General features: G+C 44.0%; 22 protein-coding genes. 14 read left to right on the top strand and 8 right to left on the bottom strand.

The window, feature by feature from the left end:
- Positions 1-27 precede the first annotated feature (27 nt).
- Positions 28-2,292, top strand: coding sequence for a DNA translocase FtsK (locus HUX64_RS10180; protein WP_246246982.1), 2,265 nt, complete (start codon positions 28-30; stop codon positions 2,290-2,292).
- Positions 2,293-2,578: 286 nt separating this feature from the next.
- Here HUX64_RS10180 and HUX64_RS10185 read toward each other — a convergent pair whose 3' ends face one another.
- Positions 2,579-4,732 carry a sodium-translocating pyrophosphatase gene (locus HUX64_RS10185; protein WP_174626127.1) on the bottom strand — a complete coding sequence of 718 codons (2,154 nt, stop codon included), beginning with the start codon at positions 4,730-4,732 and terminating at the stop codon, positions 2,579-2,581.
- A 592-nt stretch (positions 4,733-5,324) separates the two neighbouring features.
- Here HUX64_RS10185 and ubiG point away from each other — a divergent pair.
- From ubiG to sufT, 4 genes are read left to right on the top strand one after another with little or no spacing between them, the layout of a single operon-like run.
- The gene (gene ubiG / locus HUX64_RS10190) at positions 5,325-6,032 is read left to right on the top strand and encodes a bifunctional 2-polyprenyl-6-hydroxyphenol methylase/3-demethylubiquinol 3-O-methyltransferase UbiG (protein ID WP_174626128.1); all 708 of its coding nucleotides are present in this window, start codon (positions 5,325-5,327) and stop codon (positions 6,030-6,032) included.
- Positions 5,995-6,720: an HAD family hydrolase gene (locus HUX64_RS10195; RefSeq protein WP_246246983.1), complete on the top strand. Its 726-nt coding sequence runs from the start codon at positions 5,995-5,997 to the stop codon at positions 6,718-6,720. Before ubiG ends, HUX64_RS10195 begins: the two co-directional genes overlap by 38 nt.
- The gene (locus HUX64_RS10200) at positions 6,711-7,439 is read left to right on the top strand and encodes an SDR family NAD(P)-dependent oxidoreductase (protein ID WP_174626129.1); all 729 of its coding nucleotides are present in this window, start codon (positions 6,711-6,713) and stop codon (positions 7,437-7,439) included. Before HUX64_RS10195 ends, HUX64_RS10200 begins: the two co-directional genes overlap by 10 nt.
- Before the next feature lie 10 nt (positions 7,440-7,449).
- Complete coding sequence (sufT, locus tag HUX64_RS10205; RefSeq protein ID WP_174626130.1) at positions 7,450-8,001, top strand: putative Fe-S cluster assembly protein SufT; 552 nt, start codon at positions 7,450-7,452, stop codon at positions 7,999-8,001.
- Between the two features lie 83 nt (positions 8,002-8,084).
- Here the strand turns inward: sufT and HUX64_RS10210 are convergent, their stop codons facing one another.
- Complete coding sequence (locus tag HUX64_RS10210) at positions 8,085-8,645, bottom strand: MarR family winged helix-turn-helix transcriptional regulator (RefSeq protein WP_174626131.1); 561 nt, start codon at positions 8,643-8,645, stop codon at positions 8,085-8,087.
- 271 nt (positions 8,646-8,916) lie between these two features.
- Between HUX64_RS10210 and HUX64_RS10215 the strand changes: the two genes are divergently transcribed.
- The 7 genes from HUX64_RS10215 (at position 8,917) to HUX64_RS10245 (ending at position 14,676) form a co-directional block, all read left to right on the top strand.
- Positions 8,917-9,180, top strand: a complete 264-nt coding sequence (locus HUX64_RS10215) for a DUF2024 family protein (protein WP_174626132.1) — start codon at positions 8,917-8,919, stop codon at positions 9,178-9,180.
- 213 nt (positions 9,181-9,393) lie between these two features.
- Positions 9,394-10,146, top strand: coding sequence for an endonuclease/exonuclease/phosphatase family protein (locus HUX64_RS10220; protein ID WP_174626133.1), 753 nt, complete (start codon positions 9,394-9,396; stop codon positions 10,144-10,146).
- Positions 10,143-10,751: a CDP-alcohol phosphatidyltransferase family protein gene (locus HUX64_RS10225; protein ID WP_174626134.1), complete on the top strand. Its 609-nt coding sequence runs from the start codon at positions 10,143-10,145 to the stop codon at positions 10,749-10,751. Before HUX64_RS10220 ends, HUX64_RS10225 begins: the two co-directional genes overlap by 4 nt.
- Positions 10,748-10,945: a DUF1289 domain-containing protein gene (locus HUX64_RS10230; RefSeq protein ID WP_174626135.1), complete on the top strand. Its 198-nt coding sequence runs from the start codon at positions 10,748-10,750 to the stop codon at positions 10,943-10,945. The genes HUX64_RS10225 and HUX64_RS10230 overlap by 4 nt, the downstream gene beginning before the upstream one ends.
- A 72-nt stretch (positions 10,946-11,017) precedes the next feature.
- Positions 11,018-11,617 carry an MBL fold metallo-hydrolase gene (locus tag HUX64_RS10235; protein WP_174626136.1) on the top strand — a complete coding sequence of 200 codons (600 nt, stop codon included), beginning with the start codon at positions 11,018-11,020 and terminating at the stop codon, positions 11,615-11,617.
- Between the two features lie 220 nt (positions 11,618-11,837).
- Positions 11,838-14,252, top strand: coding sequence for a fatty acid cis/trans isomerase (locus HUX64_RS10240; protein ID WP_246246984.1), 2,415 nt, complete (start codon positions 11,838-11,840; stop codon positions 14,250-14,252).
- A 157-nt stretch (positions 14,253-14,409) separates the two neighbouring features.
- Entirely contained in the window at positions 14,410-14,676 is a 267-nt protein-coding gene (locus tag HUX64_RS10245) for a hypothetical protein (protein WP_246246985.1), read from the top strand.
- Between the two features lie 266 nt (positions 14,677-14,942).
- Here HUX64_RS10245 and HUX64_RS10250 read toward each other — a convergent pair whose 3' ends face one another.
- The 5 genes from HUX64_RS10250 to HUX64_RS10270 form a co-directional block, all read right to left on the bottom strand.
- Positions 14,943-15,305 (bottom strand): glycine zipper 2TM domain-containing protein, encoded by a 363-nt coding sequence (locus HUX64_RS10250; protein WP_174626138.1) that lies wholly within the window; start codon positions 15,303-15,305, stop codon positions 14,943-14,945.
- A 362-nt stretch (positions 15,306-15,667) separates the two neighbouring features.
- Positions 15,668-16,414, bottom strand: a complete 747-nt coding sequence (gene phbB, locus HUX64_RS10255; protein ID WP_174626139.1) for an acetoacetyl-CoA reductase — start codon at positions 16,412-16,414, stop codon at positions 15,668-15,670.
- 275 nt (positions 16,415-16,689) lie between these two features.
- Positions 16,690-17,160, bottom strand: a complete 471-nt coding sequence (phaR, locus tag HUX64_RS10260) for a polyhydroxyalkanoate synthesis repressor PhaR (protein WP_217426494.1) — start codon at positions 17,158-17,160, stop codon at positions 16,690-16,692.
- 20 nt (positions 17,161-17,180) lie between these two features.
- A complete protein-coding gene (gene phbB / locus HUX64_RS10265) occupies positions 17,181-17,930 on the bottom strand; it encodes an acetoacetyl-CoA reductase (protein ID WP_174626140.1) in 750 nt (249 codons plus the stop codon).
- Position 17,931: 1 nt separating this feature from the next.
- Complete coding sequence (locus HUX64_RS10270) at positions 17,932-19,113, bottom strand: acetyl-CoA C-acetyltransferase (RefSeq protein WP_174626141.1); 1,182 nt, start codon at positions 19,111-19,113, stop codon at positions 17,932-17,934.
- Between the two features lie 744 nt (positions 19,114-19,857).
- Between HUX64_RS10270 and phaE the strand changes: the two genes are divergently transcribed.
- Complete coding sequence (gene phaE / locus HUX64_RS10275; protein ID WP_174626142.1) at positions 19,858-20,979, top strand: class III poly(R)-hydroxyalkanoic acid synthase subunit PhaE; 1,122 nt, start codon at positions 19,858-19,860, stop codon at positions 20,977-20,979.
- Positions 20,980-21,185: 206 nt separating this feature from the next.
- The gene (locus tag HUX64_RS10280) at positions 21,186-22,253 is read left to right on the top strand and encodes a class III poly(R)-hydroxyalkanoic acid synthase subunit PhaC (protein ID WP_174626143.1); all 1,068 of its coding nucleotides are present in this window, start codon (positions 21,186-21,188) and stop codon (positions 22,251-22,253) included.
- A gap of 76 nt (positions 22,254-22,329) precedes the next feature.
- Here HUX64_RS10280 and HUX64_RS10285 read toward each other — a convergent pair whose 3' ends face one another.
- Positions 22,330-22,734, bottom strand: coding sequence for a phasin family protein (locus tag HUX64_RS10285; RefSeq protein ID WP_174626144.1), 405 nt, complete (start codon positions 22,732-22,734; stop codon positions 22,330-22,332).
- Positions 22,735-23,032: the final 298 nt, after the last annotated feature.

Below are 23,032 nucleotides of genomic sequence, written 5' to 3' on the forward strand. Positions count from 1 at the left end.
GTATTAATTTAGACTAATCTATTAATTATGGCTGCTGTGATGGAAGAAAAAGCTATTCGCGGTTTACGCGAAGTCGCTGTTTTGATTTTTTTTGCCGACGCATTGTTCTTTTTAATTTCGCTAGTCACTTTTAGCAACGAGGATGCCGGCTGGACCCACAGCGGCACGACCCCGACAGTTGCTAATGCTTGCGGCAGGATAGGGGCGTGGCTGGCGGACTTCAGCCTTTACTTTTTTGGAGTAATGGCGTATTTGTTCCCGTTAATTCTTATCTGGAACGGCTTTTTAATATATAGTCACGGCCGATCAAGTCAGGAAAAAATAACCACTGCACTGCAATTGCTAGGTTTTATGGCGATCATTATTTCAGGGTCTGCCTTATCCTCGCTGTATTTGTTAAGAATTAAAATTGAACTGCCGGACCGCACGGGAGGTATTTTAGGGCAGGCGATAGAAGATGAATTATTGATAGGTCTGGGCAATTCAGGCGCTACCTTGTTTTTACTGGTGGTTTTATTGGCCGGAATTACTTTAGTTACCAAAATGTCCTGGGTAGCTTTAATAGATTTAATCGGAAAATATACCGTATTTTTTTGCCGCCTTATTTTCCGCAGTATCGCTACCGCGCGTCAGGACAGTACAGGCAAACTGGCACAAGCGGCCAGCATTATTCCTGCCTCATCTGAGATTCAACGGAAATCCGCTGTTAAAATCGCACTCCCGATTGAAAAGCAGGAAGAAATTCACCGGCCGCCCAAAAAGACACAACGCAGTTCTTTTGATGCCAGTGCAGGAGTTTTACCTTCCTTGGATTTACTGGATAACCGTGATACCCGGGTTAAAGGTTATACGCAAAGTGATCTGGAAGACATGTCGCGGCTGGTAGAACATATTCTTCAGGATTTTAACGTTATTGCCGAAGTTGTCGGGTTTCTTCCCGGGCCGGTTATAACGCGCTTTGAATTACTTCCTGCAGCAGGTGTGAAAGTCAGTCGCATCAGCACTTTATCCAAAGATCTCGCCAGGGCTTTATCTGTTACCAGCGTACGTATTGTTGAAGTTATTCCCGGTAAATCAGTGATTGGTCTTGAAATACCAAATCGGGAACGGGAAATGGTCACACTGCGTGAATTATTGGTGTCAAGCGCTTTTGAGAAGTCCAGATCCATGCTGACCCTGGCAATGGGCAAAGATATTTCCGGCACCCCCATGGTTGCTGATCTAGGCAAAATGCCTCACGCCCTGGTGGCCGGCACTACCGGATCAGGAAAGTCTGTAGCCATCAATACCATGATTCTCAGTTTGCTTTATAAAGCGACCCCGCAACAAGTGCGAATGATAATGATTGATCCGAAAATGCTGGAATTATCGGTTTATGAAGGGATTCCGCATTTATTGACGCCGGTAGTTACGGATATGAAAGAAGCCAGCAACGCACTGCGCTGGGCTGTGGCTGAAATGGAAAGGCGTTATAAATTAATGTCAAAAATGGGCGTCAGAAACCTTGCCGGCTTTAATCAGTTGGTTGAGGATGCAGAAGCAAGAGGCGAGACCATCAAAGATCCCATGTTTCAACTGGTAAATCCGCTGGAAGAAGGAGAGGACTTGCCGATATTAACTACCTTGCCCAGCATTGTCATTGTCATCGATGAATTGGCCGACATGATGATGATAGTCGGTAAAAAAGTTGAGGAATTAATTGCTCGTCTGGCGCAAAAGGCCCGGGCGGCAGGGATTCATCTGATACTTGCAACTCAGCGCCCATCGGTGGATGTACTAACCGGGCTTATCAAAGCTAATGTTCCTACCCGCATTTCATTCCAGGTTTCATCGCGTATAGATTCACGCACCATTCTTGATCAAGGCGGAGCAGAAACTCTACTAGGCAACGGCGATATGCTGTTTTTGCCTTCGGGAACCAGTATTCCGATCCGGGCTCATGGCGCTTTTGTTGATGATCATGAAGTGCACCGGGTAGTGGAATTTTTAAAGCAGACAGCACCGGCCAATTATCTGGAAGACATTACCCGGGAATTTACCGATTCCAGTGATGGATTCAGTATGAACAGCAGCCCAGGTGGAGCCTCAGAGACCGACAGTTTATATGACCAGGCTGTACAATTTGTCACCGAAACCCGTAAAGCCTCAATCTCCAGCGTACAAAGACGTTTTAAAGTCGGTTATAACCGCGCCGCTACAATGATTGAAGATATGGAGGCGGCCGGCGTTGTAAGCGCTGCCGAATCCAATGGTTCAAGAGTTGTCCTGGCGCCTGCTCCGGTAAGGGATTAAGGGGACTTTACAACAATTGCTATTGCCATTGTTGTGATTTCGATTTCTGGCGGTATGTTTGTCGTTAAACCTAGGTCCGTCGAATAGCCCAAACAAGTCATAGTTATACTTTTCGTGCTCTATTTTTGGTCTGGTATTTCTGCAACTGCTCATTTTTGGGTTGGTTTATTCCCTGATTAATCAATAAATTGGCACGAGCTAGCTTAGCTTTAGCGTTAAATAGTGAAGTAAGCGCTAAAACAATGCCGTGACTCATAAGCAATAAAAAGCTGATGTATACGCATTGCTAAAAATTTAACAACCCCGAACCAAATGAAGTCGCAAAAACCAGGCTGACAATACTCATTAATTTGATCAGAATATTCAGGGACGGTCCACTGGTATCCTTGAAAGGATCGCCAACTGTATCGCCCACTACGGCGGCCTTATGAGCATCGGAGCCTTTACCGCCGTATTGTCCGGTTTCAATCCATTTCTTTGCATTATCCCAGGCGCCTCCTGAGTTTGCCATCATCACCGCCAGCAGAAAGCCGGAGGACATGGTGCCGATGAGAAGACCTGCAAGTGCTTCCTTGCCCAGCATATGGCCAATGAGCAATGGCACAACGACCGCCAGCGAGCCGGGCAAAATCATTTCCCGCAGCGCACTTTCCGTACTGATGCCGACGCAGGCTTTATAATCGGGCTGGCCAGTTCCTTCCATCAGGCCTGGAATCTCGTGGAATTGCCGACGCACTTCGAGCACAATTTCATGAGCAGCCTTGCCGACAGCCATCATGGTCAGGGCTGAAAACAGATAAGGCATCATGGCGCCAATCAGGATGCCGGGCAGCATGGTGGGGCCGAGGATATTCAAATTGTCAATTTTTGCCGCAGTCACATAAGCAGCCAATAATGCCAGCGCGGTTAAAACCGCCGAGCCGATGGCAAATCCCTTGCCGGTAGCGGCGGTTGTATTGCCCAGACTATCCAGCGCATCCGTACGATGACGTACCTCAGCGGGCAGATGACTCATCTCAGCGATGCCGCCCGCATTATCAGCTACCGGTCCATAGGCATCAGTCGCCAGGGTGACCCCCAGCGTACTTAACATGCCGACACCAGCCAGTGCTACGGCATAAAGCCCGGCAGTAATGGTACCGTCGGCCCTATGACCCAGCCAGATACTGAGCAGAATAGCCACAGCGGTGATTAAAACCGGCAGTACAGTACTCATCATGCCCACGGCCAGACCTTGAATGATAGTCGTTGCAGCTCCTGTTTGAGTCGCCTTGGCAATAGCCAGCGTTGGCTTTTCAGTGTAGGAAGTAAAATATTCTGTTGCATAGGCAATGGCATTACCGGCAATCAAGCCTACCAGAATGACCAGCCAATAATTAATGCTGACGCCCGATACCAACACGGCTATCAAAGAAAGGCCTAAAACCACAACTGAGGCGCCCCAAATTGACCGGCGCAGTGCAGTCAGCAAATCTTCCAGGGTAGCATTCTCGTCTATCTTTGCTACAAAATGCATAAAATAAGCACCAATGCGGCTGGAACTGGTGGCAGTTTGAGATAAATTCGTAGTTTGACCGGACATTTGAGTCGTGTCCTGGTTCTTGCCAATCACCATAAAAATGCCAAAAAGACTGGCGATTACACCTACGGCAGCAACCAGAAAAGGGAGGCCTACAAAAGCGGCGGATGAATCGCTACTCAATGTAGCGCCCAAGGTTGCCGCAGCAATTATAGAACCGCTATAGCTTTCAAACAAATCTGCGCCCATACCGGCAACGTCGCCTACATTATCGCCCACATTATCGGCAATAACAGCAGGATTGCGCGGATCATCTTCGGGAATTCCCTTTTCGACCTTACCGACGAGATCCGCACCGACATCGGCTGCCTTGGTATAGATGCCGCCGCCAACTCGCGCAAACAGGGCAATGCTGCTGGCACCAAAACCAAAACCGGTAATATAGATAAGTTGATTCGGATTGCTGTTAAACACCAGATACAATAAAGTCATGCCAATGAGGCTAAAGCTTACGACCGACATACCCATAATCGCGCCGCTGCCAAAAGCTATGCGCAAGCCTTTATGCAAACCGTGACTGGCGGCCGCGGCAGTGCGAACATTGGCGCGCACAGCAACATACATTCCCAGATAGCCTGCGCCTCCCGAGGCAATCGCTCCGACTACAAAACAAAGTGCGGTCTGCCACTGCAGGAATGTGGAAATGACCGTAGCGACGATGATTACGAAAATCGCCAATACCTGGTATTCGCGAGTCAGAAAAGCGGTGGCTCCTTCCTGAATAGCCGCTGCAATGGCTCGCATGGCTTCATTTCCCGGATCATAACCAAGAATCTTCCGAAGTTGCCACCCTACAAATCCGATTCCTGCGAGACTCGTTGATAACGCGATAATTATCGATGCTGATGCTGGTAATTCCATATCCACTCCTCTGATTTTTTTATCTTTTTATGGTCGTTTTATGAAACTTGACCGAGTCATATCAGGCGACGATGAACTTTACTAAAAGAAACTGTTTACTGTGCTTTTCTTCTTCGCTCAATCCTGCCCGGTTTATTATGACGGCAATTTGCCAGGATTAAAAATCAGTTAAGGGCTTTATGAAATGAACAAGTCAGCAGTAGAGTACTGAAAAGTGAATATAACCACAATAAAAATAGTGGGCGCTGCGATTACTCAGGCAGAACGAGATTTACTATCTGCCTTGGGCGGAGTTAATAATGGCGGCATTGTGAGATTTAGATAGTCATCAGTTCCAGGTATTGGAAGCAGCTGATTTTAAAATTGACTTAATTAGTTGTTCCCACCACCCGTAGCAAACGGCTGATCCTGATCCCAGCCACTTGTCTTCAGGCGTGCCGACCAGTTACCAGTTAACAACCTATAGTGAATTAACACGGTCATTAAGTTCTTGATTCAATCTGGAACAATCTTAAAAATAACCGTCAGCACAACAAATGACGAACAACCCAGTGATATAGTAAACTATATTAAACTAAAAACACGGTTCAGTATGATGATAACAGAGAATGTGCACCTGCACGAAATCGATAAATTTGGCTCGATGGCAGAACACTGGTGGGATAGGCAGGGCGAATTTAAAAGCCTGCATGATATTAACCCCTTGCGCATCAAATTTATCCAGTCTTACGCCGATGTTTCCGGTAAACGCATTGTCGATGTTGGCTGCGGCGGCGGTATTTTAACTGAGGGTCTGGCTAAACTTGGCGCTGAGGTCTTGGGTATAGATATGAGTGAAGACCTGATTGATATCGCCTATCTTCATGGGCTTGAGTCAGGCGTCAATGCGCATTATGAAAAAATCAGCGCCGAAGCATTGGCTGAGCGGCAGCCTGGCAGCTTTGATCATGTTGCCTGCATGGAAATGCTGGAACATGTGCCAAACCCCGGTTCAATCATAGCCGCCTGCGCCAAGCTGGTTAAGCCTGGCGGAATGGTATTTTTTTCGACGCTCAATCGTAAACTCAAAGCCTACTTTCTGGGTATTGTGGGTGCGGAATATTTGCTGAGGATGCTGCCTAAAGGCACGCATAATTTTAAAACCTTTATCAAACCCTCTGAACTTAGCCAGTCAGCCCGGGCAGCCGGTCTTGAACTCCAGGGTATAGTGGGGATTGAATATAATCCGTTGAATAAACGTTTCAGCCTGGGCAAAGACATAGATGTCAATTACATCGCTGCTTTTAAACGCGCGGAATGATCCATTGATTGCAGCTGATTTCAGATTATCCTGCGTTTTATTCGATCTTGACGGCACGCTGGTGGATAGTGCTCCGGATTTGATTTGCAGTTTAAATAAAGCGCTGCAAGTGCATGGTTTTGCTTCCGCTGCACCGGAAATAATCAAGCCCCTTATTTCTTTAGGCGCTGTGGCAATGATAAATGGAAGCCTTAATGGCTCTGTTAATGAGGAGCTTAGGGCAGATATTCTGGAAACCATGCTTGATCATTACCAGAACAATATTGCAGAACACACAGTTTTTTTTTCCGGCATGGCTGAAATACTTAAGGTCATTGAAGCACAAGGACTTAAATGGGGAGTAGTCACCAATAAGCGGGAACGCTTTACCAATCCGCTTATGAAGGCATTAAGTCTTACCGGCCGCGCCGCCTGTATAGTCAGCGGCGATACCACAGCAAACAGCAAGCCGCATCCCGAACCCATGCTGGCAGCCTGTAAACAGGCAGGGGTAAAGCCTCAGGAATGTGTTTATATCGGCGATGCGCTTCATGACATTATCGCCGGAAAACAGGCTCAAATGAAGACTCTGGCGGCTCTTTACGGCTATCTTAAGCCCGGCGATGCGCCTGAAACCTGGGGCGCGGATGCGCTCATAGAATCTCCGGAACAAATTTTAACCTGGATAGCATCAAACCTATGCCGTTAACAAATCAAGCCATTTTAATCACCGGTGCAGGCGGCGGCCTTGGCAGTACAGCGGCGCTGGCTTTGGCCAAAAAGGGGGCGCATATCATTTTGCTCGATAAAAACATTGCCAGGCTGGAAGCAATTTACGATGCAATTGTGGCGGCGAAGGCTCCCGAGCCCATTATGTATCCCTTTGATCTGGCAGGAGCCAATGAAGATGAGTATCAGGAATTGGCTGATAGAATTGAGAATAAATACAGTTCCTTACAGGGGGTTTTGCATTCTGCTGTTGAACTCATTGCTTTTACGCCTATCGCCAGCCTCCCTGTGCATGAGTGGGCACATACCTTGAATGTTAACTTGAACGCGCCTTTTCTATTGACTCGGGTGTTGCTGCCGATACTGCAAAAAAGTGAACATGCCGCTATCGTGTTTACTTCCGATTCTTCGGCAAGAACTGCCCCGGCTTACTCCGGCGCTTATGGTGTTTCCAACATAGCGCTGGAAGGGTTTGCAAAGATACTCTCTGAAGAACTTGAATCATCCCGTAAAATAAGAGTCACTATTTTTATACCGGGGCCAGTGGATTCGCCATTAAGAAAACGAACCTTTCCGGCAGAAGATAAAAGCAAGCTGCCCGCTATGGAATCATTGGCGCCTATTTACCTGTATTTATTTGGCTCGGAAAGTATTGACATAACCGGCCAGGTTGTTGATGCCAGAACTTTTTATTTATAATTGAATTATTATGGCAACCGAACGAGAAAGCTTTATTTTAACGAGAGACGTGAACGTAGTCACTATTCCTGAGGGCGCACCGGGCATTTTAAGCAAGGGCGAACACGTTACCATTCATCAGGCATTGGGAAATAATTATACGGTTGTGACTGATGCGGGTCATATGGTTCGGATTGCCGGAGCAGATGCCGATGCGTTGGGCAAAGATTCACACCAACTGCATACGCTGGTTTCAGATACCAGCCCTGAGGCAGTTGAAAAGAACTGCTGGGAAGTAATGAAAACAGTTTACGACCCTGAAATTCCGGTTAACATTGTTGATCTTGGACTGGTTTATTACTGTCATGTAAAACCTGCAGGTGAAGGCAAAAATGACGTTCATATCATGATGACCTTGACAGCGCCGGGCTGCGGCATGGGACCCATTATTCAAGGTGATGTAGAAAACTGTATACGGACGCTACCCGGCGTCGCCAATGTCAATGTGGAGGTCGTGCTTGATCCGCCCTGGTCGCGGGAAATGATGTCGGAAGCGGCGCAGCTGCAATTGGGCTTGTATTAGTCTTTTTAAGTCTGCAGATACAGATTAATTACCGGACTTGAACAGATCTATTGGATGCTTCTGAAGCATCTGGGTTAAAAGGCTTACGCAACACTATGCTCCTGGCATATTTTTTCACTATCGCTTTGGCTGAGCGGTTCATGAGTTAAACCGCACATAAGACCTTCCGAAGACCGGGTGAAATATCTACAGGTTTTACAAAGTCCAAAAGACTGTGACTTATTCGCTTTTTGCAGCGCCAAAAGTGCTTTGACAAAAACCTCTTCCTGATTAAGAAAATTATTTTCCCTTAATATCAATGAAGCCTGATTGAACAGTTCTGAAGATCGGGCATTTTTCAGAATAGCTTCTCCTGCCTGTAAAAGAGCGAGATGGACTATGCGCCGGTCTATTGCATCAGAGCTTTTTTTTATAAAACCTTTTTTTACCAAAAGCAGTAGCGTTTGCGAAACCGTTCCCCTGGTCATTCCAAGAAAATTGGCAAGCGCTGCCGGCGTGTCACTATACCGGTTGCAGCGCGACAGATAATCCAGTATCTGTAGGTGAACCGGCTGCAAACCTAATTCCGTACATTTTCTGCGCTCTTCGGCACGCATCAAGGCAGTCATACGTTCAATCAAATCAAAAACATCAACTTTTTCCATGGCCCCCATCCTAAATATTGATTAAATTCAGTTGACAACAAACATTATATTAACATAATCTAATTATGTATCGAATCGATATTTGTTAATGATTGCACAAATTAGTTTCGAACTGATTGTTACAGCGATAATAAAGTCGTTATTTTGTGCGTGGCCAATTCGCATAAAAACGCTGTTTCAGGAGCTTTAAGCAAGCGAAAATATAATATCCTCATTATAAAGCAGTTATTGCACCGGCGATTTATCGCCGGTTTTTTTACGGGAGACTTTTATGCCTATTTCACATGTATTTGACACTTACGCAAAAACAGCCAAAGGCGCAATTATGCACTTTGATGTTGTGCTTGATGAGCAAGATCAGGAAAAAGCCTTAAGCTATGCCAAAAAATGGCTTGAAACCATTGGCCAGACCGATGCAACAGTTACGCAGGAAAGCTGTTATTTTTGTCACAGCGTCGAAGCTCCAGCCGAATTAAGGCAGCAAATTGATAGTCAGGGATACGCCATTTATAAGCTGGAAGGTTGTCCAAAATAAAAGCTTTTTGGTAAAAAGCATCGTTAAGGGCCTGGCACTTACTTGCCTATAAGGAACTACTGGCTACTAAAATATTGCATTTCCAAGCTCCCCCTGGAAAAGTAAAATAAAAAGATAGTAAACAGACAGTTCTTGCCAAGCTACTGAGGCTTGATTTTTTATTCCTAATCAGCGTAAATGAGCAAGTATTTCAGCAAATTTAGTTGAGCGGTTATGAGTGAAAATCAATTGCGGGTATTGACCTATAATATTCACAAGGGCTTCAATACCGGCAATAGACGTTTCGTTTTGCATCAAATGCGCGATGCGCTCATTTATGACGATGCCGATTTATTGTTTCTGCAGGAGATGCAGGGCCAACATAATCTGCATGAAAAAAAAGTGCTGAACTGGCCAGAAAGCTCACAATCAGAATTTCTTGCCCATGGAGGCTGGCCTTATTATGCCTATGGTAAGAATGCAATTTACAAAAGCGGCCATCACGGCAATGCAATCCTCAGCAAATATCCGTTGGAATTTTGGGAAAATATTAATGTCTCGCCCTATCCGTGGGCGAGCCGAAGCCTGTTGCATGGAATTATCCGTATTCCCAAAAGCCACAATGCTGTGCATATTGTCTGCATCCATTTTGGATTAATGGGCGCTGAGCGCAGGCGCCAGGTTGAAATATTGTGTAAACGCATTGACAGCCATGTGCCGCAGGATGCGCCATTGATTATTGCCGGTGATTTCAACGACTGGATGGGACTGATTCATAGACACTTCCATGAGCACCTGAAATTAAAAGAAGTATTTCAGGTTATACAGGGCAGACATGCCCGAACTTTTCCTGTCTGGATGCCGCTTTTACCTATGGATAGAATATACTATCGCAGCCTGGAGCCGGTTACCTGCAGCCGCCTTGGGCATTTATCATGGCGCTCGCTTTCTGATCATGTTCCCCTGTCCGCCACCTTTCAATTATGAAAATTCATGAAAGACCAGAACAAAAATTCATGACTTTACCCAATCTGCTGTCGGCTTTCAGATTAGTCGTTGCGCCCATTCTATTATGGCTGGCCTGGCATGGCTACGATGATCTGTTTCTGATTTTATTGGCCGCTGGTTTTTTTTCCGATGCATTGGATGGCATTACTGCGCGCCTGACGGGACAAGTCACGGAATTCGGGGCAATGCTCGATAGCTGGGCCGATGTGATAACATATTTAACCATTGCAGTTAGCACTTGGTGGCTTTGGCCCGATGTAGTGAACCGGGAAATAGTTTATGTTGCTTTGGTTATTGCAAGCTATTTGCTACCGGCCGTTGTCGGGATAGTGAAATTTGGCTCTTTTACCAGTTACCATACCTGGACGGTAAAATTTGCCGCGGCAGCTATGGCATTTTCATTATATACGTTATTTCTGGGCGGGCCTGCCTGGCCATTCAGAACCGCCTCCTTTATCTGCGCTCTTGCCGCCTTTGAAGAAATGGCCATCACGCTGCTTCTTACGCAAAAGCAATCCAATATATCCTCGCTTTGGAGTGTTATACGGCATATTTATTCAGCAAGGTCACGATCTAACCAATGAATTCAAATCGAGGCCGTATAACCTCACCCTGCATCAGAAATTGTTGCCTGAATGAAGATAATATCTGCCTGGGCTGCTTTCGTTCCCTTACTGAGATTATCAGCTGGACGCAAGCGGATAATGAAACACTTCAAAAAATTCTAAATAATGCCGAGCAACGCCGGCAGAAGCATAAGCAGAAATCTTTTTTTTGATAGTGTAATATCATGATGCGTTATCCTTGTCACCAAACATATTATGTTATTTATGAATCAAGGAGATTATCCATGAAGCAATTACATAGAAAAGATTTGTTTGGCTGGTCCGAGTTTAATAAGGAACGCAATCTTGATTTCCACAGTGTGCTTTGGGTGCGTGAGGGAGGAAATGTTTTGATTGATCCCTTGCCGCTGTCAGAGCATGATCACAGTCACTTGCAAAGACTGGGCGGGGTGAATTTTATAGTTATTACCAATAGCGATCATTGCCGGGATAGCGAGCATATTGCCGCAGCAACAGGAGCTGAAGTATATGGGCCGGCAGAGGAGGAAGATACCTTTCCGTGTGTATGTCAGCACTGGCTTCATGATAATGAAGAAATCGTTCCCGGTCTTATTGCCTATGAGCTTAACGGTTCCAAAACGCCTGGCGAACTAGCCCTGATTCTGGAACACGCCACCCTTATAACAGGCGATTTGATTCGTTGTCATGTTGGCGGGGAATTATGCTTATTGCCTGAGGAAAAACTTGCCGATCCAAACCAGGCCATTCAATCAGTCAAGCGTATCGCTGCTTTACCCGGCATTAAAGCAGTCCTGCCGGGGGACGGCTGGCCGTTATTTAATCATGGCGGCGAAGCGCTGCATCGCTTGGCAGCATCGTTATAGCACAACCAGTAAATTAGGATTATCCCGACCTGGTATTAAGTCTTTATTAAAGGAAACGCCTTGATATCTCATCTCAAGGGTATGTTATTATTAACTCGATTATTTACAGATCGGGTTATTTTTATATACTGTTTCGCTCATCTAAAGTCAAGAATTTTTCATCCTGGCAAGGATACGATCAATTTTATAATGAACTTATAGCAATAAAACTTAACGGATTATGATGATCAAAACCTCCTGGTTTAGAGTTTATGTACTGATTTTTTTTAGCATTGCCAGCTTGGTTACGGTGGTATACAGCGATGTTAATCCGCTGGCAAAAGAAGACCAGGTTAACCCAGCAGCTAACAGTGTCATACCGGCTAATTTCCCAGAGGTTTCAGGATCGGTTTCATATTATGACAAAGTCAAGCCGATTCTGGACTCCCGTTGCGTAGCTTGTCACTCCTGTTATGATTCGCCTTGTCAGCTCAAGCTAACTTCAATTGAAGGTATCCAGCGGGGGGCGACAAAGGTCCCTGTCTATGATCATGAGAGACTTAGAGCTGTTGAGCCTAGCCGGCTTTTTATTGATGAAACAACCATAGCAGGCTGGAGGGAAAAAGGCTTTTTTCCAGTGTTGAATGAAAAAGCGCACTATCCTGAAATAAATCTGAACAATTCATTGATCGCAAAATTTTTAAAGTTAAAAATCGATAACCCTCTGCCGAATAGGGGGAAACTGCCCGAAACTATAAAGCTTGACCCGGAACGTACACTAGAATGTCCAACCCTTGAAGAATTTTCACAATATCAAAAAGATTATCCTTTATACGGTATGCCTTATGGATTGCCTCGGCTTTCGGAGGAGGAGGAAAATACCCTTTTTACCTGGCTGCAAAATGGCGCCAAGCTCGGCAATCCGCCGTCATTATCTTCCTCAGCAGCAGCTGAAATAAAAAAATGGGAGCAATTTTTTAATGGCGCTACCTTAAAAAACCAATTAAGCGCCCGTTATATTTATGAGCATCTGTTTATCGGTCATCTACATTTCAAAGGCCATCCTCACAACGAGTTCTATAAGCTGATCCGCTCTAAAACGCCCTCAGGGCAGGCTGTAGATGAAATTAAAAGCGCTCGCCCGTTCGAGGAAGCCGAGGTCGCTAAATTTTATTATCGCTTACGTCCCGTCACCTCGACTATTGTTGATAAAGACCATTTTGTTTATGAGCTTGATGACGGCAAAATGGAGCGTTTTAAGGATCTGTTTTTAAGACCCGATTATAAAGTTAGCCGTTTGCCGGGCTATGATCAGGACAGCACTGCCAATCCTTTTAAAACCTTCAGCGAATTACCGGCGATGTCGAGGTATCAATTCCTGCTTGATGATGCCCATTATTTTTTCGCCGGTTTTATTAAAGGTCCCGTTTGTATGGGACAAGCCGCGTTAAATGTTATTCGGGATCAGTTTTGGGTGGCTTTTACAACGCCCCAAGATGATTTAAATAAGGAAATCACTCAATTTTTGGCCGAAAATAATCAATACCTGCGGCTGCCGGCATCAGAGGGAGACAGGATAGAAATTACTGGATGGCATAAATTTAATGAGCTGCAGCGCCAGTACTTGATAAATAAAGAAACATTTAGCGCCAAGGTATTATTAAAGCAAAAACCGCTTGATTTAGATTTAATCTGGAACGGCGACGGCAAAAATGACAATGCCTTGTTAACTGTCTTTCGCCATTATGACAATGCCAGCGTTGTAAAAGGATGGGTAGGAAAACTCCCCTTAACCGCCTGGGTAGTGGATTATCCATTGTTTGAGAGAATTCATTATCTGCTGGTAGCGGGCTATAATGTGTACGGAAGCGCTGGTCATCAAGTGGCAACGCGGTTGTATATGGATTTTCTCCGCATGGAAGCGGAAAACAACTTTCTTCAATTTATCCCGGCAAAGCAGCGGAAGATTTTGCATGATAGCTGGTATCAGGGAATGGATTTGAAAATTTTCGGCAATTCTGAATTATTGTTTATTGACACCACCAGAGAACCGGGAATCGACTATCGCTCTGCAGATTACAAACCTGAATTTTTTCAAAAAATTCATCAAAAACTGGATAGTGTGGATGGCGCTCCTGACCTGATTAATCGCTGTGAGCAAGCCTCCTGTAATCCCGCTAACAGTTCCACCGAACAGCAGCAGATGGATACCATGATGGGTAAGCTGGCTGACTTAAAAGGCCACGAAATTCATGCGTTGCCGGAAGTATCATTTTTGCGCATAAAAGGCGATGATCCGGCAAAGGATTTTGTATATACCCTGATACGCAATAAAAAATTATTGAATGTATCGTTTATTTTCGGGGAAAATTTAAGACGAGAGCCCGAACAAGATACACTTACTGTTGTGCCCGGGTTCCTGGGCAGTTATCCGAATATATTCCTGGCGGTGCAAAAAGAACAACTGGCACCTTTCATCGAGCAATTACAGCATGCCAAAACCAATGCTGACCTTGATAAATTTTACAGTCAATATGGTATTCGTCGTACTAATCCTGAAATATGGCAGTATTATGACTGGTTTAATAAAAAATACCACGCTGAACAGCCTGAAAATGCTGGACTTTTCGATATGAACCTGTATGAGAACCGGTAAAACCCAATACCCTTATTCAGGTTTGGAAGCACTTAAGCTTTTATTTATGGAAATATCTATTATTATTATTTTTGGTATGTGAAAATATCTGAAAAATATAAATGAGGTAGTTAGAATGAATATTATTAATTTGAGGAAAAGCTTAAGAAGATCTTCAATGACTCGTCGCATAAAGGACAGACGCACGGTTCCTTATCAGTTTGGATCGCCGGAATGGGTGGAAAATATAAAGCGTAATTATCTGGCCTGGCCAAAATTTAACCGGCGCGAACAGGAGAGACGCAATGATGACAGACGCTCGCCTGATCGCCGCCAATCGCAGATATCTGAAAGTATCCGCACGGAAAAAAAATATGCACGGATTTTGCTTACAGCGGAAGAAAGAAAGTTAATTGAAGATATGTATCTTGGTGATATTAAATAATGAATTTATAAAATCAATTATTCAGTTTTTCGTGCTTTAAAGGCTTTCTAACAAAACCGCCTTGAAATCAACTCACAACTAACACTCTTTGGTCTAAGGGCAGAAAATTAATTTATCAGTTAATTGAGCGTTGCTGCTGCTATCTCTCTGCCCCTTCATGCCAATAGTATTATTGTCCATTATGACTTGAAATTAAAGAGAAGACCTGGTTCCAGCCTGCTCGAACCAGGTCTTAATGACGCGCTGGGTAGAAGATTTAAGGTAATCTAGTAACGTCTGCCAATGCCGTTGCCGAGGAAAGAGCCGGCAGCGGCGCCTAGTCCGGTCGCGATAGGATCGCCATTACCGATCTCATAACCCAATACGCTGCCGACTACGCCGCCGGCCAAGCCTTGATGGGAGCGGGGATCATACGGAGGTTGATAATAATTGGGCTGGGGTCGCGCATAATAGTTAGCTTGTGGTTGCGGATAATAATTATTTACCTGTGATTGCGGGTAATAGCGGTCATGATGATGCCAGCCATGATGGTGACCGTGGCCTCGCCAATCATTATGATCAGCATAAGTCACAGAAGAATACAAGCTTACAACAGCCAGTAGGTTAATTAAAAAAAGCCACTTGTTCATAAGAGTCGTCTCCGTCAGGTAATAGTTCAGCTTGGTAGTCCAAATGTTGGGGCTAGTATGCCGACTTAATATGAACGGAGGCTTAATAATGCAACTTTCCACGTGAAACCCAGTTATCCTATCGCGTCGCCGCGGGTTATCTCCGGCCTCCTTGGCGAATAGAGAATGTTGAGAATTAAGATCTAGTTATTGCTACTAATCCGGCCCGTACAGGTTTGAAACCTTTCGCCTTGAGCCTGTCGAAAATCCCGGCTATACCAGCGCTTTGACAAGCTCAGCCCCGGCGGAATTAAAACTTCACGGGCCGCATCAATAAAACCTTAGATTTTTCCGACTGCATGAGGTGCTGGGCACTTTTGCGTTTAATGCATGTATAAACCACCATTAACTGACAGGTCTGATCCTGTAATAAAACTGCTTTTGTCGTCACATAAAAATGCCACTGCACGGGCAATTTCATCAGGCCTACCTAAACGGCCCACAGGTATCGCGGAAATAATTTTATCAAGAATTTCCTCAGGTATAGCATTCATCAGATTAGTTGCAATATAACCGGGCGATACTGTATTAACGGTTACGCCTTTTTTTGCTACTTCTTGAGCCAATGCTTTTGTAAAGCCATGCATGCCTGCTTTTGCAGCCGAATAATTAGTTTGGCCAAACTGACCTTTTTGGGCATTGACAGATGAAATATTGACAATTCGGCCAAACCCGTCTGTTAGCATGTCATTGATTACCTGACGGGTAACGTTAAACACACTATCCAGATTGGTGGATAACACACTGGACCATTCCGATTCCTCCATTTTGCGCAAAGGAATGTCACGGGTAATGCCGGCGCAGTTAACAAGTATGCTGATATGTCCAAAGCGTTCTGCAATAGCCTGCGCCATCGCCGCGCACGACTTAAAGGAACCAACATCAACTGCCGCTAATTCAATATCATAGCCGGTTTGTTTTTGGCTTTCTTGCCAGGCCCGGGCAATATTTTCTTCAACTGGAAGATGAGTGGCTATGACCAAGCGGCCTTGTTGAGCAAGATGTTTGCATATTTCTGTTCCAATACCCCCAATGCCGCCCGTTACCAAAGCAATTTTTTTATTGTTCATTTTTTTTCCTTAACTGTTGAAAATAGTGTTAATTTCAATAGCTTATAACCCTCTGCACGGGTTCAATAATATTATGGAATAATTAAAAACCCTGCAACAGCAGGTTGAATAAGCACTGTCAGTAAAATGTGCTTTTAGAATATATACAGAGTAACCTTATACCTCAATTTGTGCATCGCATCAATATTACAGGCATAATTATTTTGATCTGGATTAATAAATGAATAAAAGGAAATGCTTCACTTCCGTTTATTCATCTATACAAGGAGTAATTATTATTGAGGTTTTTTATCTGAACCCGGATACAAGCCGGCAGTTTTGAAAAATTGTTCCTGCAGTTCTCGCCACGCTTCCAAATTTAGCTTGGTAACAGTAGCTAGCGCATTCAATTGAGGGGTGTTGACCAGCATATCCTGCACCTGTTTTTGCAGCAGCGATTGCTGTTTCACAAACATGTTAAGACTCTGATCCAGGTAGCTGGTAAATATTTCCTGGACGGAATTGTCGTAAAAGCGAATGATTTTAGAAAGAATTTCCGCTGTAAAAATGGATTCCCCATGGTTTTCCTGCTCAAAAATGATTTGGAGCAGGACACTATTGGTAATATCTTCATTAGTATTGGCATCGATAACCTTGAAATCCACGCACTTGACTACCAAGTCGCGTACATCGGCTACGGTTATGTAGCGACTACGATCAGTATCATATAATCTGCGATTTGGATATTTCTTTATAATTATCGTCATAATTATTTAATAACATTCATTTAAAACATTAACTGGCCGCCATTAACGGCAATATCGGCGCCGGTAATAAAAGCTGCTTTATCTGAGGCTAAAAAATTTACGAGGCAAGCAACTTCTTCAACACTACCAAGCCTTCCGACCGGTATGTCAGCAATTATTTTCTGCCTGATATCTTCAGGTACGGCCATAACCATTTCTGTGGCAATATAGCCGGGAGACACCGTATTAACAGTAATGCCTTTTCGCGCTACTTCTTGTGCTAAAGCCATCGAAAATCCGTGCATTCCCCTTTTAGAGGCCGAGTAATTGGTTTGCCCGAGTTGACCTTTTTGGCCGTTTATAGAAGAAATATTAATGATGCGTCCAAAATTTTTGGCCAGCATGCCATTTATAACCTGCCGTGTCATATTAAAAACACTGTCAAGATTTACGTGAAGAACCTCACTCCATTGGGCCAAAGACATTTTACGCAAGGTAGTGTCCCGGGTAATGCCTGCATTATTTACGAGCGCATCAATTGTACCGTATTCCGCTTCTATTTTCCTAACCAGTTGCTCGCATTCATCAAAAGAACTTGCATCGGCCTGATAAATGCCTATGTCATAGCCCTTTTCAAGCACTTCCGAGCGCCATTTTTGCGCTTTTTCCTTATTTCGATAATTAGTGACCACTTTATAGCCTGAATCATGCAGTGCTAGACAAATCGCTGCGCCGATTCCTCCTGTACCACCTGTCACCAGGGCTAATTTAGTTTGTTGATGATCTGACATTTTATCTCTCCACAGCTAATGCAATACCTTGGCCGCCGCCGATACACAGAGTCGCTAGCCCTTTCCTGGCATCCTGACGCTGCATTTCATAAAGCAAGCTGACCAGAATGCGGGCACCGGAAGCGCCGATGGGATGACCTAAAGCTATTGCCCCGCCATTGACATTAACTTTTGACATATCCCAGCCCATTTTACGATTAACCGAAATCGCTTGCGCAGCAAACGCTTCGTTGGCTTCAATTAAATCCAGATCATCTATAGTCCACCCGGCTTTTTTCAAACAAAGTTGACTTGCCGGTATAGGACCTGTACCCATAATAGCCGGGTTGACGCCGGCGCTGGCACAAGCAACTATTCTGGCTAAAGGTTTTATTCCCAAAGCATCAGCCTGTTTTTTTGTGGTCAGAATGACTGCGGCGGCGCCGTCGTTAATGCCTGATGCATTGCCAGCCGTTACCGAACCCCCGGCATCAAAAGCCGGTCGTAATTTGGCTAATGATTCGGCAGTGGTACCGCTGCGTGGAAATTCATCGGTATCGAAAATAATCGGTTCGCCTTTCCGCTGAGGAATTGCAACAGGAATAATTTCTTCTTTAAATAAACCTGAGCTTTGAGCTTTTTCTACTTTTTGCTGCGATGCTGCAGCCAATTCATCTTGCTCAGAGCGGCTAATATCAAATTCCTTGACTATATTTTCTGCAGTTACTCCCATATGGCAATTATTAAAAGCATCCCACAAACCGTCATTGATCATGCTATCAACCAGTTCCCAGTTTCCCATTTTTTTTCCGGTACGGGAATTTGGTAGCACATGCGGGGACAAACTCATGCTTTCCTGGCCGCCGGCAACCACAAACTCGGCATCGCCGCAGCGAATCGCCTGCATAGCAAGATGTACTGCTTTTAAACCGCTGCCGCAGACTTTATTAATAGTCATAGCCGGTACACTTTCGGGTATACCCGCTTCAATAGCGGCCTGTCGGGCAGGATTCTGGCCTGTCCCTGCTGTTAAAGCTTGCCCCATAATAACTTCACCAATTTTTTCAGATGGAATCCCCGTGCGTCTTATTAATTCGGCAATTACTTTTGCTCCTAAGCTGCTGGCTGGTATGCTCGATAAACCTCCGCCGAGTGTGCCAATTGCAGTACGACCCGCTGCAATAATAACAATATCTTGATCCATAATTTCACCTAAGTTAAGTTGAAAAAAAACCATATAGACTATGGTCGAGAGATGGTAGCCAAAAGGCTATTTAGACAAGCGGTGCAAAAAATTTTCATTTTTACCACTGAATGCCTCGCTGATAAAGCGAGAGCTAATAGATTCTACTCTTGCCTTGAAAGTTTTTATGCGTGAACAATATTTTATCGAATTTTGCCAAATTCACCCCGAATCCCTGTTGTGAAAAGCTCTTGACACGGAATTCTTTTAGAAAGTATACGGGCTGTCAAAAACTATACCTGCTTCATCTTCATGTATTATTATTTGAGTAATTCTAACAGGGAGTAAATAAATACTGCTATTTTTCAACTTCGTAAAAACCTAACAATAATATTTAACTTTATGAGTTAAAGATTTAGTGGTATTTTCATATACGTACTAATACTCCGCTTACTCTACCTATTTTGGTTAGCACAGATTCTATTATATATACTATTGAATATACATAGAGTTAAAATTAGCACCATATTCGTATAAGCACAGACAAGCAAGCATAATCCATAATAGAAATTAGTTTTTTTCCTGGATTGTATATTGCGCTGCACAATTGGCAGTGTTAAGCTGCATTTTTAGCATAAACTGTCTTTTTTCAATCAAAAAATGATTATAAAAAAATAGCCCATAAATCCGGGTTTCTTTCAAAAAATTCGCTTTAAGAAATGGAGCTCATTGTGACTCAAATCAAATATAGTTAAGGAGAAAATCATGTCCACAGATCCTTTCTCAATAGTCAATGACTGGTTGACTTTTCAGAAAAAATACTGGGAGACCTTCAGTTCTCTTAATCCAAACGATACCTCACCAAAGGAATTTCCTCAACAGTCTTTTGATTTTATTAAAAATCCCTGGTCTGATGCACTTGACAGTTGGTGGAAAAATGCTTCACCTACTGCTACACCCTCTGTTCAGGACTTTTTTACCCAACTCATTGATCAAAGCAAATCCTATTTTCAGATGGCCGAACAGATGAATAGCGCCTTCCAGGCAGCCTCTACGGTTAATCAGTCTGTGTCTCAATGGCAAGAAGCGATTACCGGTATGCTGACCGGCATGAAAGAGACTTTTTCTGTATCGCCTGACGCACAAAAGTCGCTTCATAACTGGATGGGTATTGGTGGAATGCCTCTTGATCATTGGCAACGTATGGCCTCTACCCTTTCATTTATGCCGGGCGACTTTTTTCAGGACATAAATACGCTTGATCCTCTGCATATGAAGGATGCGATACAGGGGCATCTTGACCGGTTTATTTCAGCTCCGGCTGTGGGCCATATGCGCGAGCGGCAATTTCTGTATCAGGAACTCTATCGTTTAGGCAACAATTACCAAACGGCATTGCAAGCATCTCTACAGTTTCAAAATAAAATGGGACTTAAAAGTATTGAGCGATTCCAAAGCTGCTTTAAAAATATGGAAGAAAAAGGCTTGCAGCTTGAGTCAATGCGTAGCGTATATGACCTATGGGTCGATTGTTGCGAAGAGGTCTATGCCGAGTCTGTGACTACCGATGAATATGTTGAAATTCATGGAAATCTCATCAATGCCTTGATGGCATTGAAGCAGCATACCCGTCTGCTGGTCGATGAAGTCCTGGAGAGCTTTAATATGCCTACGAGGCGAGAACTCAATGCCTTGCATGATCGCTCTCATGAGCAATGGCGCGAAAATAAAAAACTGCGTAATGAATTGGCAGCCTTAAAGGAACAGGTAGCTGCTATCAGTAAACCGGAACCGGCAGTAAAATCAAAAACGCCTGCTCGTACCCCGCCCGCCGCTCCTGTCCCTAAAAGAACTGAAAAAGCAACAAGGCCAGCGGATCGCAAATAGTTTCTCCATAACCTGATAGTTAACGTACAGCTATAAAATGAGTTTACTAACGCGCACTTTATTTTGGGCAGTGTAATATATGCAGATATGCTATGAATCGGCAATCGCGACCGATAATGAAAAATTCCCGCCCTGTCCAGCTCATTTACGCCCTTGTTCCTTAACCATCAATTTTAAACTTGATATCATCAAAGGATAAAAAATCGATGCCTACTATTAACATTACCCCAGATAAAGTTATACAGGAAATAATGGACTTTAATCAGAAACTGGGCAAAAGTTTTGAAAACCTTTTAAATGCGGAAGAAATTACCACGGGCGTGACGCTCAAGGAGATCATTTATCAGGAAGACAGAACAATTTTATATCGATTTAAATCAGATAATAGCGAGAGAAAAAACTCAATTCCTGTGCTCATTGTCTATGCGCTCGTTAACCGCCCCTATATGGCTGACATACAGGAAGACCGTTCTACTATCAGAGGACTGCTGAATGCGGGCCTTGATGTCTATTTAATTGACTGGGGCTATCCTGATCCGGCCGATCAAGGCCTGACCATGGATGATTATATTAATGGTTATCTGGACCGCTGTGTTGATGTTATCCGTAAACGCCACGGCGTGGAGAAAATTAACATGCTGGGCATCTGTCAGGGCGGTACATTCAGTCTTTGTTACAGCGCCCTGCATGCCGACAAAATTAAAAATCTGGTAACTATGGTAACCCCGGTTGACTTTCAGACGCCTGACAATTTACTGAGCCGATGGGTACAAAATGTTGATGTGGATCTGCTGGTTGATACTATGGGAAATATTCCGGGTGAAATGCTCAACTGGACTTTTTTATCATTAAAGCCTTATCGTCTGATGGGTCAAAAATACTTGGATATGGTTGACGCCCTGGAGGATCCGAAGTCGGCGAAAAATTTTCTGCGTATGGAAAAATGGATTTTTGACAGTCCCGATCAGGCAGGCGAAACTTTCAGGCAATTTACCAAAGATTTCTATCAAGGCAACAAACTGATAAAAGGTGAAGTCCAACTTGGGGATCAGACTGTCAGCCTTAAGAACATTACTATGCCTGTACTGAATATTTACGCATTACAGGATCATTTGGTGCCGCCGTCTGCTTCAACGCCTTTAAAAACCTATGTGGGTACTTCGGATTACGAGGAACTGGCTTTTAAGGGTGGACATATCGGCATTTACGTCAGCGGAAAAGCCCAGCAAACCATCCCTGCTGCCATAGGGGAATGGTTAAATAAACATTCGTAAACAAAAACGCCGTCAAAAATCCGCAGCAGATGGAACGTATTTTTGGCGGCGTTTAGAAAAAACTATGCGGATTAGGTTAAGCCGCTTCTTCTACCTTGTGAGCCTTTTCAACGGCTCCCTGGATGGTTTTTTCGGCTTCCTTTACCCCTTTATCAAACTCTCCCACTCCTTTATCAAACCAGCTTTTCAGCTCGTTTCGCGTATCCGATACGATGGTCATTACATCCTTATTTACAGATAAAGCGACATCGGCAGTTTGTTTTGCGATTTCACTTTGCGATGTTAAATAAGTTTTGGGATCTTTAAAATTACAGGCAAGTTCCATTTGCTTGAAACTGTTTTGAATATACAAAGTCGATATTTTAATTTGATTATCAAGCAGTTTTTCACCTGCGCGCATATTAATCTCAAAGAACTCCTTGTAAGCATTGAATATGGATTGATAAAAGGTAGTGGTATTTTCAAAAATTTCATTTTGCATGACAATTCTCCAGTTTAATAGGAAATGATAAACTTTAAGCAATTGTGCGATGCACAATTGTTGCATTGCAATATAACCTGACGATTTGGGTGTGTCAATCTTTTCTTACCTATTACCTATCCATAACAATCAGGAAAAAAGTAAAAATCCAGGACTAAACTATTAAATTTTGGCATTGCTAAATAAATATAGACAATGTATAAGTTTTGCAACATTCAGATGCCTTGGGAGGGCGTGATGGATTGTCCAAAATGCGGCAAGCAAGCGAACTGCAAAGACGGCCGAGCGAATGGCCGTC

The organism is Candidatus Methylobacter favarea (assembly GCF_902806695.1).
Taxonomy (GTDB): domain Bacteria; phylum Pseudomonadota; class Gammaproteobacteria; order Methylococcales; family Methylomonadaceae; genus Methylobacter_B; species Methylobacter_B favarea.

What these genes read in the sequence shown, in the direction of transcription:
- HUX64_RS10180 (WP_246246982.1), top strand. Translation starts at nt 28, where the DNA reads ATGGCTGCTGTGATGGAAGAAAAAGCTATTCGCGGTTTACGCGAAGTC.
- HUX64_RS10185 (WP_174626127.1), bottom strand. Translation starts at nt 4,732, where the DNA reads ATGGAATTACCAGCATCAGCATCGATAATTATCGCGTTATCAACGAGT.
- ubiG (WP_174626128.1), top strand. Translation starts at nt 5,325, where the DNA reads ATGATGATAACAGAGAATGTGCACCTGCACGAAATCGATAAATTTGGC.
- HUX64_RS10195 (WP_246246983.1), top strand. Translation starts at nt 5,995, where the DNA reads ATGTCAATTACATCGCTGCTTTTAAACGCGCGGAATGATCCATTGATT.
- HUX64_RS10200 (WP_174626129.1), top strand. Translation starts at nt 6,711, where the DNA reads ATGCCGTTAACAAATCAAGCCATTTTAATCACCGGTGCAGGCGGCGGC.
- sufT (WP_174626130.1), top strand. Translation starts at nt 7,450, where the DNA reads ATGGCAACCGAACGAGAAAGCTTTATTTTAACGAGAGACGTGAACGTA.
- HUX64_RS10210 (WP_174626131.1), bottom strand. Translation starts at nt 8,645, where the DNA reads ATGGAAAAAGTTGATGTTTTTGATTTGATTGAACGTATGACTGCCTTG.
- HUX64_RS10215 (WP_174626132.1), top strand. Translation starts at nt 8,917, where the DNA reads ATGCCTATTTCACATGTATTTGACACTTACGCAAAAACAGCCAAAGGC.
- HUX64_RS10220 (WP_174626133.1), top strand. Translation starts at nt 9,394, where the DNA reads ATGAGTGAAAATCAATTGCGGGTATTGACCTATAATATTCACAAGGGC.
- HUX64_RS10225 (WP_174626134.1), top strand. Translation starts at nt 10,143, where the DNA reads ATGAAAATTCATGAAAGACCAGAACAAAAATTCATGACTTTACCCAAT.
- HUX64_RS10230 (WP_174626135.1), top strand. Translation starts at nt 10,748, where the DNA reads ATGAATTCAAATCGAGGCCGTATAACCTCACCCTGCATCAGAAATTGT.
- HUX64_RS10235 (WP_174626136.1), top strand. Translation starts at nt 11,018, where the DNA reads ATGAAGCAATTACATAGAAAAGATTTGTTTGGCTGGTCCGAGTTTAAT.
- HUX64_RS10240 (WP_246246984.1), top strand. Translation starts at nt 11,838, where the DNA reads ATGATGATCAAAACCTCCTGGTTTAGAGTTTATGTACTGATTTTTTTT.
- HUX64_RS10245 (WP_246246985.1), top strand. Translation starts at nt 14,410, where the DNA reads ATGACTCGTCGCATAAAGGACAGACGCACGGTTCCTTATCAGTTTGGA.
- HUX64_RS10250 (WP_174626138.1), bottom strand. Translation starts at nt 15,305, where the DNA reads ATGAACAAGTGGCTTTTTTTAATTAACCTACTGGCTGTTGTAAGCTTG.
- phbB (WP_174626139.1), bottom strand. Translation starts at nt 16,414, where the DNA reads ATGAACAATAAAAAAATTGCTTTGGTAACGGGCGGCATTGGGGGTATT.
- phaR (WP_217426494.1), bottom strand. Translation starts at nt 17,160, where the DNA reads ATGACGATAATTATAAAGAAATATCCAAATCGCAGATTATATGATACT.
- phbB (WP_174626140.1), bottom strand. Translation starts at nt 17,930, where the DNA reads ATGTCAGATCATCAACAAACTAAATTAGCCCTGGTGACAGGTGGTACA.
- HUX64_RS10270 (WP_174626141.1), bottom strand. Translation starts at nt 19,113, where the DNA reads ATGGATCAAGATATTGTTATTATTGCAGCGGGTCGTACTGCAATTGGC.
- phaE (WP_174626142.1), top strand. Translation starts at nt 19,858, where the DNA reads ATGTCCACAGATCCTTTCTCAATAGTCAATGACTGGTTGACTTTTCAG.
- HUX64_RS10280 (WP_174626143.1), top strand. Translation starts at nt 21,186, where the DNA reads ATGCCTACTATTAACATTACCCCAGATAAAGTTATACAGGAAATAATG.
- HUX64_RS10285 (WP_174626144.1), bottom strand. Translation starts at nt 22,734, where the DNA reads ATGCAAAATGAAATTTTTGAAAATACCACTACCTTTTATCAATCCATA.